The following is a 15,558-nucleotide window of genomic DNA, read 5'->3' on the forward strand; positions in this document are numbered from 1 at the left end:
GCAAAGTCTGAATTGGAACGAGCGAGGGTAAAGCGGGTATCAGAGGCTCTCTTTTCGAGCCATCAGGAAGCAGAGTCTCGCTGCAGTTTGATAAACATAAGCGCGGTGGATACCACATCGCCAAGCGCTGTGTGGCGATCAATCACAGGAACGTTCAGATCTCGCGCCAAGCCTTCAAATGTGAGATCAAGGTTCACCTCGGGGATATAGCGACGTTTCTGCCGGACATAGATCTCAGATACTTCAATAAACCGATTGGGTAATTCAAATCCGTAAAGTTCCCGGATGTGGCGGTTCAGGATCGCTCTGTCATATTCAATGTAGAAACCACAGATCGGACGGTTGCCAACAAAATCGAGGAACTGCTGTATGGCATCTGCGGTCGCAACACCATGTATGCGGTCTTCTTGCCTGAGATAGTGAACCCTGACAGCGTCTGGATGGGTAATGGCATCAGAACGAACGGTCAGGTCCAGCGCCGAAGATAGCTCGATTGAGCGGCCACTGACCACCACCGCAGCGAGGCTTAATAACTGCCCCTTCTTTTTGTCGAATTCGCTGGTTTCGCAATCGACCACAACAACATCGTCACCGGTGTAAGGCAGCTCCATATGCGCCCAACGTTCCGGAGGAGGACGATAGCCCGGGAGTCGACGACGAAGCCAAAGAGGTAACCTCACAGGTTCTCCAGATGGTAGTGGCTGATCAGCCATTGTTTGAACTTCTTCACTCGATGCAACCCATGACGTAATAACGATCGGTCAACACTGCGTAACTCAGACACTTTCAGCTGCTGTGTCAGCCCGGGGTTCTTTTCCGCTTTCTCAAGTTGGTGACGCAGTCGGATTCTGAGGAAGAGTACAAGAGAGTCTTTAAGTCCCTGCGCGACATCCGGGCTCAGCACTTCCTGCTCCGAGAGGCGATCAATACGGTCAAATGTATTCGTTTCATAAAGCCCATGCTCGAATGCCAGAGCGCGGACGCCGTGAACCAGAGGAAAGATTCCTCCTTTTTTAATATCAATAGCACCATGATCTTCGCGGATATTCCCCAGCAGGGTGAGCGGTGTTTCAAACTGTAACGCCGGTCGGGCAAACCAGGAGGAGGCAATACTGGATCTCAATGATTCCTGATGCCAGGCACTGCGAACTTCGTCAAAGAGTTCTTTGTTTCCTGCAACAGGTTCAGCATCCATCAGTATGGCCATATTCATCATGGCTTCGGGGGATGAGTTATTCAGCCATTTACCAACACGTGCCCGCCAGTCTCCCGCCGTGTGAATCCAGGCATCGTTAATGAACATGACCCCGCCCGGGCAACGCGGATAACCGAAATCAAGCAACACCAGATGAAGCTTCTGCAGCGATGGCATCAGCGCATCTTTGACATGATCATCACGAATGATGATGGCATTGTCCTGATCTGTTTTAAGGATCTGCTCACCCCGGCCCTCGCTACCCAGCACCAGAAGACAAACCTGAGAATTCAGTTTTTCAGGTACAAGTAACTCGAAAGCTTTTCGGATAAGTCGACGATTTAGCGTCGTGATCAGTGACATAATTGCCATGACTTTTACACCCTGACCTGACAGGTTAGCTATAAGATTCTCCAGACGTCCGGCTGCGACAATCAAATCCTCCAGTGAGCGGGCCTGTTCAATCCGCATGGCCACAATATGAGAGTGCGTCGAAAATGTACTGAGCATATCCATCAGTTCAAGGACGCCGACAATTTCCTGATTTCTCGTAATAACAACGCGTTCTATCTGATGCTGCGTCATTTTAAGCAACGCATTGAAGAGGTACTCCCCCTCTTCCACCGTGACCAGGTCAAAGCAGGCGACATCGGCGACACGTGTGTCTTTTGGAAGAGAATCATTAAGTACAGCATGCAGCAGATCAGAACCGGTCACTATTCCACGACGATCACCGTCACGAACCAATAACGCGTCGTGCTTTTCATCTCGCATCATCCGGGCCGTCCGAACCAGAGTCGTCTGACCGGTGACGTAAACAGGTGTGCGCATAGTATCGCTATCAACCTGCGCCAGAATAAATTCGGAAACCTCTCCGCCGCGCTGCTCCACCAGAGATTGTTGTGTGCCCAGATCTGTTCTGAAATAGACAGAGAAGTCATCTGAGCTATTCAGAAGCTGAATAAAATCTTTTGCTTTTAAGAGGTAACATAGAGTTTCCTCTATGGCCGTAAATCTGTGCTTGCAGCTACTTTCCAATACCGCTCGTACATCAAACATGTCTTCAGTGCCGTATTGCGTGAATACCTGGCCATCGTTCCCGGTTTCTTCAACAACGCCCTTGTACAGAATATAGATACCCGGTGACGCCTGCCCCACATCAAGAATCACTTCACCAGCAGGAAAAAAAACAAGGTCCAGTCGACTTTTAAGCCACGCCAGCTCTTTTTCAGCAAGAAAGCTAAAAGGAGGCTGATCAAGATTAATCTGTAAGCTCATAGGCCATTCCCTTTTTCATCCTGAGCCTGGCGGCCGCGCCTGGATACCAGCCACATAACGCCAACCGCCGTGAGTAAAGCAAAGAGTGCCGGGTGACGCCATGCAAAGAGAGGCTCTCCGTCTGCGGAAAAATATCCCCAGACCAAAGGCCCACACACCACCGCAATCACAGTGGCAGCCAGACCGGCGAGACCACCGGCAAGTGCACCAGCGGAAGTTAACCGATCACAGTACAAAGCACCCAGTAGCAGTGGCACATTCACACTCGCTGAGAAAGCAAACGCAAGACCAACAAGGTAAGCGACATTTTCAGTCTGCCAGAATAATGCCAGGAAAGCTGAACTGAGAACGGTCACAGTCGAAGCTAGCCGATGCAAATGGCGCTCATTCCAGCCTTTATTTGCGTTGTTAAGGGTTCGTGCATACCAATCGTGTGAAAAAGCCGAACTGCCTGTAAGGACTAACGAGGTCATCACTGAAAACAGAACGACAACAAGTATTGCCACCAGCACAGCAGTGAGAAACTCGCCACCGATACTTTGCGCTAAGTGCACCAATATCAGGTTGCTGCCCGCATTGGTCACCGGAGTCTCAGTCTGATCAAGAAGGTTGATGGTAAGAAAACCCAGAAGGATGATCAGAATATAAAAAATACCGATCATACCCGTGGCGTAAAACACCGACATCCGCGCACGCCGTTCATCAGCAACAGAAAAGAAGCGACTCATTACATGAGGGAGCCCGACTGGGCCAAGAATTAACGCAATCCCCAGGCTGAATAAGGCTAAAGGTGAGTCCTTACTCACTGCGCCACCGTTAATCACTGAGGTCGCTTTCCAGACATCAATGCTGAATAACTCGGACAGACTGGAGCTTGCGCGATCAAAAGCCAGTGCCGTTATCACCAACATCAGAGTGATGACCAACCCCGCTTTTATCATCTGCGCCCGGGAGGAAAATATCATGCGACCTGTTAAAGCCGTCACCAGAGCCAGCGCGGTCAATGCCGTCACTAACAACTCATAGCCGACATCGAAAATGTAATTAAGTAGCCACGCCATCGCAATAAACTGAGCAGAGAGATAAATCACGACCACAGGGAAGTAACCCAATGTCGCGACAAGCACGACGCGACGATCAGAAAACCTGTCTTTAAGCACATCAGCGAGCGTGAAGTGCCCTATTGTTCTCAGCTTATCTGCAAGCAAAATCAGAATAATCGGCCAACCAGAAAAAAATCCGACGGCATAGAGAAGTCCGCTGTAACCAGAAAACAGTATCAGACCAGTAATGCCCAGTAATGATGCTGCTGACAGATAATCTCCTGTAATAGCGAGTCCGTTCCTCAGACCGCCATACTCGCGACCTGCGGCGTAGAATTCAGCGGCGGTGCGAATCCGATTAGCACTCCAGATCATCAGAATCATTAAAGGAAGTGCAGTCAGGACAAAATACAGTGCCGTATTACTCATCAGCATTAAACCTCGACGTCCTGCCTGATCCGTTCGAGCTCATCATCAAATACAGTGTTCATTTGTTTGACGTAAACGCCAGTCACCAGGAACTGAAACAGGATAAGCATGATGGCTGCAGGAATGAGCCAAGGAGTCGGATTCTGTGCACTGACCGGCTGCAACAGCACCTGGGGGAAAGAGACAAAGACAAAAAGAAAACTCAGGTAACAGGTAAGCAACACGACGGCGACACGTGCACGATACTGCCGGATACGGACCCGCAATCGCTGATACTCTGGATGTATCAGAAGCTTCGCACGATACTCTTTGGCGTTCGAGTTTTGACTGAAGTTGAGATGCGAGGGCATTGGCCGGTCCCGGGCAAATACTGGACTATCAGTTTACCGCCTGAGCTGGCTTTTCTCTGCCCTACCATAGTAGAAGTGAAAAGCTCTATCATATCGCTGCGTTCTGGCCCAATAATTGAAGATGCATCTGATGAAAATAGTGTTAGGCTGAAAGAAAATAACCGGAAAAATGTATGATTCCTGACTGGCATCTACTGCTTCTTTCACTAGCTTATATCGCCATTCTCTTCGCAGTTGCCTGGTACGGCGACAAGCGTGCGATTTCAGGTAACCCCGTCCATAACCGCCCACTGGTGTACAGCCTTTCACTCGCAGTCTACTGCACGTCCTGGACGTTTTACGGTGCGGTCGGTCAGGCCGCCAGCAGTGGCTGGCTGTTTATGGCGATATATGTCGGCCCGATTATATTTCTGTTGCTGTTATGGCCACTCCTCGAACGCATTATCCGTATCACCAAAGAGAAGCGCCTGACGTCTATCGCCGATTTTATTGCCACCCGATATGGTAAAGACCATTCACTGGCCATTCTGGTCACAGTGGTTGCAGTTGTTGGGGTGATTCCGTATATCGCGCTGCAATTAAAAGCCATTTCGACGACCTACGAGTTACTGACCCAGCCGCTAGGGTTCAGCCACCCTATTCCCGAACTGATATTTCAAGACACGGCTTTTTATATCACTCTGCTGATGGCACTTTTTGTCGTCATGTTTGGCACCCGGGATATTGATGCCAGCGAGCAACACCCCGGCATGATACTGGCTGTCGCATTTGAATCTGTCGTAAAGCTCGTCGCCATGGTGGCGGTCGGCCTCTGGGCGATTTATTCACTTTATGATACGCCAGGCGATGTGGTGCGTATTGCCCGAGAAACGGACCCTAACCATCCGCTGTTTAACAGCAGTTTCATCTCTGTCTCCTTTATGCTCCAGACTTTGCTTGCCGGCATCGCCATTCTTTGTTTACCGCGACAGTTTCAGGTAGGAGTAATCGAGAACGAGTCCACAGGCCACATCCAGTCGGCACGATGGATGTTTCCTCTTTACCTGGCACTCATGTTGTTATTTGTTGCGCCACTGGCACTCTCCGGCCATCTGTTTATGAAGGACCTTGGCTTCTCGCCCGACTCATACGTTGTCAGCCTGCCATTGACCATGGGGGCAGACGCTTTAGCCATGTTTGCCTTCATCGGTGGCGCCAGTGCTGCCACGGGTATGATCATTGTCGCAACCATTGCGGTCAGCACCATGATTTCAAATGAAGTCGTGCTGCCTGTTATTTTCCGCCGTCAGCAACGTGACGGACAGCAGCTGGAATCTGTTCAACAGCTGGTTCTGACAGTCCGTCGTCTTGTTATTGGTCTGCTTCTGTTGAGTTCATATGTCTTTTACCGCTTCGCCGGAGGGCTGGAGTCTCTGGCAGCGATCGGTCTTCTGTCGTTCGCTGCCATCGCTCAGTTCGCGCCCGCGCTGTTTGGCGGATTACTTTGGCAAGGCGGTAATCGTCAGGGGGCCATTGCGGGTATTCTCGGTGGCATATTTATCTGGTTTCAGCAGCTGTTCTGGCCCGTTGTCAGCCAACAGCTGGGCGCAGACAGCGTCGATGTGCTCATACCATACGCCCTGCTAGGTTTCGATATGGACGATTTCAGCTTCGCTGTCATTGTCAGCCTGATGGTTAACATCACGCTATATATTGTATTTTCTGTGGTCTCTACAGCTCCTGTAAGAGAGCGTATGTTGGCGAACGAGTTCACCAGTATGCGTGCAGCACCGGAGCGACGCCCGAAAAGCAGCCTGGACTGCAAAGTCGACGATGTCAGGGTCGTTCTGGAACGTATTCTTGGTCAGGAAAAATCTGATAGCTTCTTCCACGTTTATCAGGGAACGCACGGCCTTCAGTACGACAATGCCGCCGCTTCAAATGAACTCTTACATGATGCTGAAGAGCTGCTCGGCTCTGTCGTAGGGTCATCTTCTGCACGATTGATTTTTTCTACTTTATTGGGCGGCGAGCAGATCCAGCTCAAGGATCTTACTCTTCTCGCCAGCGAAGCATCTAACGCCTTTGCCATGAGTCGGGAACAACTCCAGGCAGCGCTGGAAAATATTCGACAAGGTGTCAGCGTTATTGACCGCGACCTCAAGCTCGTCGCCTGGAATAACCGCTACTCCGAGCTCTTTGAATACCCCAGTGGCTTCATACACGTAGGTAAAGCTATAGAAGGCGTCATTGCTTACAACGCCATGCGTGGCTTCTGTGGCGAAGGCGAAGTCGAAGAACAAGTGCAACGCCGCATGCAATTCCTGAGAACAGGATCCGCGCACGAGTTTGAACGACAACTACCGAACGGTGTCGTCGTTTCCATGCAAGGCCATCCAATGCCGGACGGAGGCTTCGTAACGAGCTTTACAGATATTACCGTTCACAGGCAAGCGGAGCGTGCTCTCAAAGAGGCGAACATCAGCCTTGAACGTCGGGTAGAAAAACGCTCCGAAGAACTGGATGAACTCGCTGCACAGCTGATTGAAGCCAATCAGAGTAAAACACGCTTCCTTGCAGCTACGGGCCATGATCTTATGCAGCCGCTGAATGCGGCTAAGTTGTTTGCCTCTACTCTGGCCCAACAATCTCTTTCAGAAAAACAAAGTGAACTATTGCAGCACCTTGAAGGGTCTTTGCAATCTGCAGAGGAAGTACTCTCGCATCTTGTCGAAATATCCAAGCTTGACTCCGGTAATATGGAACCGAAACCTATGCCTGTGTCGTTGGAGAGGATTCTTAAACCGCTTCGCGACGAGTTCGGTGCGCTCGCGCAGGAGCGTGGTATCAAATTAACCGTCCGCTATACCACTGCCTGGGTAATAAGTGATGCTCACTGGCTACGCAGGATCATTCAGAACTTTATCAGTAACGCTGTCCGTTACACCGAAAGTGGCGGTATTCTGGTTGGCTGTCGCTTTCGTGGTGACACCCTCAGGTTAGAAGTCTGGGATACAGGCCCTGGAATACCGGATGATAAAATAGAAGAAATATTCCGTGAGTTCCGCCGTCTCAATAACACACCGCAAGACAGTAAAGGGCTGGGGCTCGGGCTTGCGATTGTTGAGCGCATGGCAAAGCGGATGGATCATCCGATTCAGGTAACATCTAAGCCAGGAGCAGGAACCTGTTTCGCTATTACTCTGCCCTTAACCGCAGCTCAGGCTGAAGAGGCGATAGCAGTTCATACCACGCCGCAGGCTGCCAGCTTCGCGCATCTGAAGGCCTTCTGTATCGATAATGATCCGGAAGTCCTGGAAGGCATGAAAGCCCTGCTCTCAAGCTGGGGCTGCGACATTTTCGCAGCCCAGAATGAAATTGATGCGGAAGATATCCCATTTAAACCCGACATCATGCTGGCTGATTTTCAACTGGACGGCGATGTTACGGGGCTGGATGTGATGTCGCGACTGCGGGAAAAGTTTGGTGATATTGAAATTCCGGGCATTCTGATTACTGCAGACCCGCGCTCACAAGTGGCTGAAAAAGCGAAACAGGATGGTTATCAATTCCTCGGTAAGCCTGTAAGACCGGCATCCCTCAGGGCATTGATGCGCCGCATTGCCAAACACTGATACGGCAGACAGACATAGAGGCCTTACTCGGCCTCACCAACCGGATCTGATGCCAGATCATTACGTTCTATGTCGAGCGTCTGTACAGCAATCACCGCCTGAGTCCGGGTGCGTACGCCCAGCTTGCGAAATATTGCCGTGACGTGCGCCTTAATCGTCGCTTCACTGACTTCCAGGTCATAGGCGATCTGCTTATTCAACATACCTTCCGACATCATTGTCAGCACCCTGAACTGCTGGGGCGTCAGGCTTGCCAGTTTTTGCGCCAGATCCATAGATACTGTGTCTGGTGCATGCTGATGCTGCCGGGCTTGCTTGGGTAGATAAATATCCCCTTTGAGCACCTCACCTATAGCAGCAGAGATCTCTTCCAGCGACGAAGACTTAGCGATGTACCCCGATGCTTCGTGATCAATCGCCTGACACATAACGGCAGGGTCTTCACAGGCAGACACAACCATCACCGGTATCTCAGGGTAATGAGAACGAAGGAATACCAGACCCGAATAACCGTGCGCCCCAGGCATATTGAGGTCCAGAAGAATCAGATCTGTGTCTGTATGGCCTTCAACCACGGTCTGAAGCTCCGGCAAGGACTCAGCCTGAACGATCTCAGCATCTGGTGCTATCTGGCTGACAGCCTGCTGTAACGCAGTACGGAACAGAGGATGATCATCTGCAACAATCATCTTTTGCGCTAGTTGCATAGCTAACTCCGGCAAAGATTTATTTTTATTATGGGCCAGATACAGAAAACCGGACAGTTTGTCCGGTATTCCTTTCAGGCCGACCTCAGCGATTTAACCGCTGATCAATCAAAGTATCAACCACCGTTGGATCAGCGAGTGTGGAAGTGTCCCCCAAGGCATCATGCTCGTTGGCGGCGATCTTGCGAAGAATCCGGCGCATGATCTTACCTGAGCGAGTCTTAGGCAGCCCCGGCGTGATCTGAATTAAATCAGGGGTCGCCACCGGCCCGATCTCTGATCGCACCCAGTCACGCAGCTCTTTTGCCAGCTCGTCTGAGGCTTCTTCGCCCGCATTTAACGTTACGTAAACGTAGATGCCCTGCCCTTTAATGTCGTGCGGATAACCCACAACCGCAGCCTCTGCGACCTTGCTGTGAGCAACCATCGCACTTTCAATTTCTGCGGTGCCCATGCGGTGTCCGGATACATTGAGAACATCATCGACCCGTCCAGTAATCCAGTAGTAACCATCGGCATCGCGACGTGCGCCATCACCGGTGAAATACATACCGCGGAAAGTAGAGAAGTATGTCTGCACGAAGCGCTCATGATCACCATAAACACTACGTGACTGGCCCGGCCAGCTATCAACCATCACCAGATTACCGTCGGTAGCACCTTCGAGAATCATGCCCGAGTTGTCGACCAGCGCTGGTTGAACCCCAAAGAACGGACGGGTTGCCGAGCCCGGCTTCATATCGGTCGCACCCGGTAATGGCGTGATCATGATGCCGCCAGTTTCCGTCTGCCACCAGGTATCAACAATCGGGCAACGCTCGTCACCAATGGTTTTGTAGTACCACTCCCAGGCTTCAGGATTGATCGGCTCACCGACCGAACCAAGCAGACGCAGCGAAGATCGGCTGGTTCCCTCTACTGGCGCGGCACCTTCAGCCATCAGCGAACGAATCGCTGTCGGAGCGGTATAAAGAATATTGACCTTATGCTTATCAACGATCTGCGACATACGTGCGCTGGTCGGATAATTCGGTACACTCTCCATCATTACGGTGATACCACCGTTAGCGAGCGGACCATACAGCAGGTACGTATGCCCGGTAATCCAGCCTACGTCTGCAGTACACCAGTACACATCACCATCGTGATAATCAAATACATACTGGTGCGTAATTGACGCCCAGACCATGTAACCGCCTGTAGTGTGCAGTACTCCCTTCGGCTTACCGGTCGAGCCCGAGGTATAGAGAATAAATAACGGATCTTCTGCACCCATCTCTTCAGCTGGGCAATTTGGAGAGGCAATCTTAACCAGATCTTCGTACCAGACATCGCGCGCATCATGCCATGCAATGTCACCTCCGGTCCGCTTAACAACAATGACCTTTTCCAGTGAACGAATGCTTGGGTGAGTTAAGGCTTCGTCTACGTTAGCTTTCAGAGCAACGGCCCGGCCAGCGCGGACACCTTCGTCTGCGGTGATCACGATTTTGGCATTACTGTCTTCAATACGCCCTGCCAGTGCATCCGGCGAAAAACCGCCAAAGACGACCGAATGAATGGCGCCGATACGGGCACACGCCAACATGGCGACGGCCGCTTCGGGAATCATCGGCATGTAGATGCATACGACGTCACCTTTGCGCACACCCTGACTCCGAAGCGCGTTACCGAAACGGGATACTTCGTCATGCAGTTCGCGATAGGTAATAGTGCGATCTTCTTCTGGGTTGTCGCCTTCCCAGATAATAGCGGTCTGGTCTCCACGGGTTTCCAGGTGGCGATCCAGGCAGTTGGCAGCCGCGTTGAGTGTACCGTCCTCAAACCAGCGGATATCCACGTTGTGATCATCAAACGATACGTTGCGGACTTTACTGAAAGGTTTGATCCAGTCGATACGGTCGTTAGCCTGATCGCGCCAGAAGCCCTCTGGGTTCACCACTGACTGCTGGTACATTTCCAGGTACTTTTCATTGTTGATCCAGGCGCTGTCGGCGTATTCTGGTTTCACGCTGTAAATCTTTTCATTCGCCTTTGGCTGATCACTCATTATTATTTCTCCTGTGAAAACACGGCCCTGTCACGGCTTCCGATTGGTTTCAGTGTCTGCAATCCTGCGCCACACCTGAATTAGACGATGGTCTAGCGATGGTTTGCCCGGATAATCAACTGCCCGCCCCGTTCTGAGACTTCAGGTCTTCATTTCTACTTACTCACAGACTAGTCAGTTAAGTCACAAGAGACAACAAAAGCACCCATTCCCCAAAGCAGTTCTCTCTTTCAGGCCAGACTTGCTGGTGACCGTATATATGCCTTCGACTTAAGTGGCTTCGACTATTGGCTAATTCCGCTGCACAGATTTTGTGCACCATAGTGAAATTGCTCAAACAATAATCAGGAGAGTAAGCATGCGCAAAACACCCTTAATTCTGATGGCCGCAGCACTACCCATGGCTGTGAATGCTGCTAACACCGAGTTCAGCTTCGGCGGTTTCATTAAAATGGATGCCATGCTGAGTTCATATTCCGATGGCAACGTGACTGACGGACTGGGCAGGGAATTTTATGTTCCGTCTACCATCCAGCCCGGAACCGAGCCAGATACGACAGAGCTTGATATGACAGCCCGAACGTCGCGTTTCAACTTCAAAACTGTCACGGACGTCGGCAACGACAAATCCGTCACGACATTTATCGAGCTGGATTTTGAAGGTGCGGGCGGTAACGAGGTCGCTTCGAATTCCTACGGTCCACGCCTGCGCCATGCCTTTATCAAATACGATGGCTTACTCGTCGGTCAGACCTGGTCAAACTTTATGAATGTGGGCGCTCTCCCTGAGTCTGCTGACTTTATTGGCCCAAGTGAATCCACCGTATTTATCCGCCAATCTCAGGTGCGCTATACCATGGGCGACCTCGCGATTGCTCTGGAAAACCCGCAGACAACCGGTGCCGGCGATAGCGGTGACAACGGCATGATTCCGGATATCACTGCCAGCTACAAAATCAAAGCGGGCAACGCTGATCTCGTAGCTGCTGCTCTGGTGCGTCAACTGACCTACGACGGTGCTCTTGAAGACGACGACACCACAACTATCGGTTATGGCGTCAATCTGTCCGGTAAAGTAATGATCGGCAAAGACGATCTGAAATTCAGCGCAACCGCTGGTAGCGGTGTCGGCCGTTACGTTGGCTTGGGTGCCGTCGCGGATGTCTCTCTGGTAGGCGACGACCTCGAAGCCAGTGAAACAACTGCAGCCTTTGTAGCCTATCGCCATCACTGGAACAGCGAATGGCGCTCAAGTCTGATCTACGGCATGCTGTCCGCAGACTATGATGATGATGCAACCTTTACCAGTGCTCCTGTTACAGACGCATCCAGTGTTCGCGTAAATGTCATGCGCTCTCCCGTTGCGAAACTGACCTACGGCGCGGAATTCAGTACAGCCACCGTAGAACGTGAAGGTGGCGACGAAGCCAGTATGAATCGTATTTACTTCACCACTAAATACGCCTTCTGATTCCTGAAACGATCGATAGCAAACCAAGAGCCCGGCATTTGCCGGGCTTTTTACATCTCGTTAGTAAAGATGTTCACCCCAGCAAGAGATGGCAGAATTGAACGCCCCAGCAGCCATTTACATTCAACTGACAAATAGTCTTCCTTAGTGGCCAATCCCGACACTCCCGCGATAAATGTGAGTTAATAGCTGTTATTGGAATCATACAAACAACAATAAAACTCAAAACGTCAGAATTACACTCAACCTACCACTAAGTAGTAGAGACGCTCGCCAACTAACTGTTTTTACGTATATTTCTCATTTAATTAACACTTTATCAGTTAATTGACGCGTAACATTACCGGCCTTAATATTACGCAACATTTCGATTTGTGACGCAATTTAACCGGTGTGCAGTCATCGGCGAGTGCGTGACGCATAATATTGCTTGGGGAAGTAATCATTTGAATCTGGCTCTACCTGCTAGTATCTGCGGGCGGGTGTCTTGTGCCAACCATAACCAGAGCCGATGGATATCCGCTCTGGTTTTCTGCGTTATCACGATTCAGTTACTTTTCTTCAGCGCCCTCTCCCATGCGAAAGAGATAGAGCTGTATAAAAGCTATGCAGGCAACATTGCCTTTGCTCTGACCGGGGCCTCTCTGAGAGACGGCAGCTCATTCAACCAATGCCAGGCGCTGCAATCCTCCAGCGCCGCGTTACAGATTCCGGCTGGTAGTACCATTCGTGCCGCGTATTTGTATTGGTCTGGCTCTGGTCAGGCCGACAATACAGTGTCTCTTAACGGTGCTTCCGTTAATGCGGGTGTTTCCTACGACCTGGTAGTAGAGAACCGTAATTATTTCAGTGCCCGGGCTGATGTCAGTAACCGCATAACGGGCTCAGGGATTTACAGCGTCAGCGGCCTTACCTTTGATACCAACCAGGCATACTGTGATGTCGCCAATGTCTATGGCGGCTGGGCTTTATTGGTGGTGTATGAGAATGCCAATGAGCCTCTGCGGGTGGTCAACCTGTTCGACGGCTTCCGTGATTACTGGGGTAGCTCAATTACTCTTACCCCAAGCAACTTTATCGTCTCTGACAATCCTTCACTGAAACAAGGTCGCCACGGCCATATCACCTGGGAAGGTGACGCAGGGAACTCTCAGACACTCAACGGTGTGTCCGAAGCTCTGATCTTCAACGGCAGCAACCTGACTGGTACGGGCAATCCCGCGGGCAATCAGTTTAACTCGTACTCCAATAGCACCAGCTCGAACACATCAGGGGTAGACCTTGATGTTTATCAGATTGGTAATTTCCTGCAGGCAGGCCAGACCAGCGTCACCACAACGTATTCCTCTGGTCAGGACAGGGTTTTCCTCAGCGCCGAAATCATCAGTATCCCGAATGAAGCTGTCAGCGATCTGGCGGTCGATATTCAGAGCTTCGATACCCTCGTATCCCGTGGCTCTGATATTACCTACAGCTTATCAGTAACCAACCAGGGGCCGAGTAATGAGCCTGCTGGAAGCGTCGTCACCATTCCCCTGGGCTCTGAGACCAGCTTCGTCAGTGCCGAAGGTACGAACTGGAGTTGCTCCGCAAACACCTCAGAAGTGACATGTACCTATAACTCACCTCTGACCATTAATACCACAACGCCACCGCTTTCCATGCTGCTGTCGACCTCAGGCAGTACCGCCAGCAGCGTCACGACGGAAGCCACAGTCAGCGGCGTCAATTTTGACAACAACCTGTTCGATAACACAGACGCGGTCAGCATCGATATTCAGGATGCGGATTTTTCTGCGTCTGTAAAAAGCGTCATCGATCTCAATGGTGGTCAGCTCTACCCCGGTGACACTCTCCGTTTCACCATTGACCTCATCAACAACAGCAGCTTCAACGCCAACAACGTGACGCTCACCGACAATATGCCGCAGTACATAAACGGCTTTAATGTTATCCGCCAGCCTGCGGGCAGTGTTAACAACAGCCAGCCAGCGACGGCGGGGGCTAATGGCACTGGCGTTGTGGTCATCAATAATATGTCGGTTGCCGCCAACGGCAGCGAAGAAATTGTTATAGATGCGACGGTCTCGGCCAGTGCGCCACAGGGTGCTGTAATCTCCAATATAGCAGTGGTTAGCTCGGGTTCTTCCGATACGCAAATCGCCGCTCCACCCATTACGGTGGCCTCGCAGAGCCTGAGCAATGGCGAAATCCTTCTGCGGGACAGCCTCGCGGGCAATCTGAATTATGAGTTATTAGGTGGCCATTTCCGTCAGGGCACGAATGGATGTCAGACTCCCCTGGCCTCGTCAAGCGATTCCATTACACTTCCCGCGGGAAGCAACATCGAGGCTGCCTACCTTTACTGGTCCGGTTCGGGTAACGCCGACAACACGGCTACGTTGAATGGCGCTCAGGTTACTGCGGGCTATACGTACGAGCAGTCTTACGTCATCCCTGGACAACAGGGGCAAAGCTTTAATTCCATTTACTATAGTTCGCGCGCTAATGTCACCGGCTTGGTCAACGGCTCGGGCACATACACAGTCAGTGGTGTAAGTTTCAGTCGCGCTCAGACTCCTTACTGTGATTTCGCGACCGCATACGGTGGCTGGGCACTTCTGATTATCTATGAAAATGCCAGTGAGCCGCTACGTGTGGTTAACCTCTACGATGGCTTCCGCTCTTTCCGTGGGCAGTCGATTACATTAGCCCCCGATAATTTTATTATTTCGCAGAACGCCCAATCTCTCGGCGCGAAACACGCGCACATCACCTGGGAAGGCGACGATAGCAATTCACAAAGCTTCAATGGTCAGAATGAGGCTCTGGTATTCGAGGGCAATAGCCTCACCGATGGAGGTAATCCAACGAATAATCAGTTTAATTCGTTCTCGAATATCAAAGGTAACTCGCCGGGCGTCGATATTGATGACTTTCAGGTCGGGCAGTACCTTACCCCCGGAAATACCTCAGTAACAACCACCTACTCTTCCGGTCAGGATCTGGTTTTTCTTACCGCAGAAATCATCAGTGTACCGAATGAACCTGTCTCCGACCTCATACTGGATACCAGCGCACCTGCCCGCATATCCCGCGGGGCCGATGCAATCTACACCTTCACCGCCTCAAACAATGGTCCTTTGGACGCGCCTCAGGGAAGTGTCATCCGCATCCCACTGAATGACGGCCTGACGCTCGATAGTTACTCAGGTACTGACTGGAACTGTTCAGTCAGCGGCAGTGAGCTGCTGTGTACCTACAGTCAGATTATCCCTGCCGGTAATCAGGCACCGCCCCTGACCGTTGTTTTTGATACGTCGGCGACCACACAAAGCCAGATCAGTGGCAATGCCAGCCTTGAAGGCGTGAACTTCGACAACCGCCTGGCCAACAATACCAATGATCTTACTGTTCAGCT

Annotated in this window: 9 protein-coding genes; 3 read left to right on the forward strand and 6 right to left on the reverse strand. The window is 51.2% G+C overall.

Annotated elements, in window-relative coordinates:
• Positions 1 to 62: 62 nt before the first annotated feature.
• The 4 genes from B2067_RS10405 to B2067_RS10420 are packed head-to-tail and all read right to left on the reverse strand — an operon-like array spanning position 63 to position 4,295.
• Positions 63 to 680 (reverse strand): 3'-5' exonuclease, encoded by a 618-nt coding sequence (locus B2067_RS10405; protein WP_301388384.1) that lies wholly within the window; start codon positions 678 to 680, stop codon positions 63 to 65.
• Positions 677 to 2,473 (reverse strand): DUF294 nucleotidyltransferase-like domain-containing protein, encoded by a 1,797-nt coding sequence (locus B2067_RS10410; RefSeq protein ID WP_301388385.1) that lies wholly within the window; start codon positions 2,471 to 2,473, stop codon positions 677 to 679. The genes B2067_RS10405 and B2067_RS10410 overlap by 4 nt, the downstream gene beginning before the upstream one ends.
• Positions 2,470 to 3,945, reverse strand: a complete 1,476-nt coding sequence (locus B2067_RS10415; protein ID WP_297533152.1) for a solute symporter family protein — start codon at positions 3,943 to 3,945, stop codon at positions 2,470 to 2,472. The genes B2067_RS10410 and B2067_RS10415 overlap by 4 nt, the downstream gene beginning before the upstream one ends.
• 5 nt (positions 3,946 to 3,950) lie before the next feature.
• Positions 3,951 to 4,295, reverse strand: coding sequence for a DUF485 domain-containing protein (locus tag B2067_RS10420; protein ID WP_301388386.1), 345 nt, complete (start codon positions 4,293 to 4,295; stop codon positions 3,951 to 3,953).
• A 173-nt stretch (positions 4,296 to 4,468) separates the two neighbouring features.
• Here B2067_RS10420 and B2067_RS10425 point away from each other — a divergent pair, with 173 nt between their 5' ends.
• Positions 4,469 to 7,909: a PAS domain-containing hybrid sensor histidine kinase/response regulator gene (locus B2067_RS10425; protein ID WP_301388388.1), complete on the forward strand. Its 3,441-nt coding sequence runs from the start codon at positions 4,469 to 4,471 to the stop codon at positions 7,907 to 7,909.
• A 23-nt stretch (positions 7,910 to 7,932) separates the two neighbouring features.
• On the opposite strand, the gene B2067_RS10430 is transcribed toward B2067_RS10425, so the two are convergent.
• Together B2067_RS10430 and acs are read right to left on the reverse strand one after the other, a co-directional pair.
• Complete coding sequence (locus B2067_RS10430; RefSeq protein ID WP_301388389.1) at positions 7,933 to 8,616, reverse strand: response regulator; 684 nt, start codon at positions 8,614 to 8,616, stop codon at positions 7,933 to 7,935.
• Between the two features lie 85 nt (positions 8,617 to 8,701).
• Positions 8,702 to 10,666 carry an acetate--CoA ligase gene (gene acs / locus B2067_RS10435; RefSeq protein WP_301388390.1) on the reverse strand — a complete coding sequence of 655 codons (1,965 nt, stop codon included), beginning with the start codon at positions 10,664 to 10,666 and terminating at the stop codon, positions 8,702 to 8,704.
• Between the two features lie 358 nt (positions 10,667 to 11,024).
• Between acs and B2067_RS10440 the strand changes: the two genes are divergently transcribed.
• Positions 11,025 to 12,137, forward strand: coding sequence for a DcaP family trimeric outer membrane transporter (locus B2067_RS10440; RefSeq protein WP_301388391.1), 1,113 nt, complete (start codon positions 11,025 to 11,027; stop codon positions 12,135 to 12,137).
• 413 nt (positions 12,138 to 12,550) lie between these two features.
• The coding region (locus B2067_RS10445) for a hypothetical protein (protein ID WP_301388392.1) at positions 12,551 to 15,558 on the forward strand (3,008 nt) is incomplete at its 3' end.

It is taken from the genome of Thalassolituus sp. UBA2590, assembly GCF_002339775.1.
Taxonomy (GTDB): domain Bacteria; phylum Pseudomonadota; class Gammaproteobacteria; order Pseudomonadales; family Oceanobacteraceae; genus Thalassolituus.

Bases quoted from the DNA above. Each gene is read 5' to 3' on its own strand.
- B2067_RS10410 (WP_301388385.1), bottom strand. From the start codon at position 2,473: ATGAGCTTACAGATTAATCTTGATCAGCCTCCTTTTAGCTTTCTTGCT.
- B2067_RS10425 (WP_301388388.1), top strand. From the start codon at position 4,469: ATGATTCCTGACTGGCATCTACTGCTTCTTTCACTAGCTTATATCGCC.
- B2067_RS10430 (WP_301388389.1), bottom strand. From the start codon at position 8,616: ATGCAACTAGCGCAAAAGATGATTGTTGCAGATGATCATCCTCTGTTC.
- B2067_RS10440 (WP_301388391.1), top strand. From the start codon at position 11,025: ATGCGCAAAACACCCTTAATTCTGATGGCCGCAGCACTACCCATGGCT.
- acs (WP_301388390.1), bottom strand. From the start codon at position 10,666: ATGAGTGATCAGCCAAAGGCGAATGAAAAGATTTACAGCGTGAAACCA.
- B2067_RS10420 (WP_301388386.1), bottom strand. From the start codon at position 4,295: ATGCCCTCGCATCTCAACTTCAGTCAAAACTCGAACGCCAAAGAGTAT.
- B2067_RS10415 (WP_297533152.1), bottom strand. From the start codon at position 3,945: ATGAGTAATACGGCACTGTATTTTGTCCTGACTGCACTTCCTTTAATG.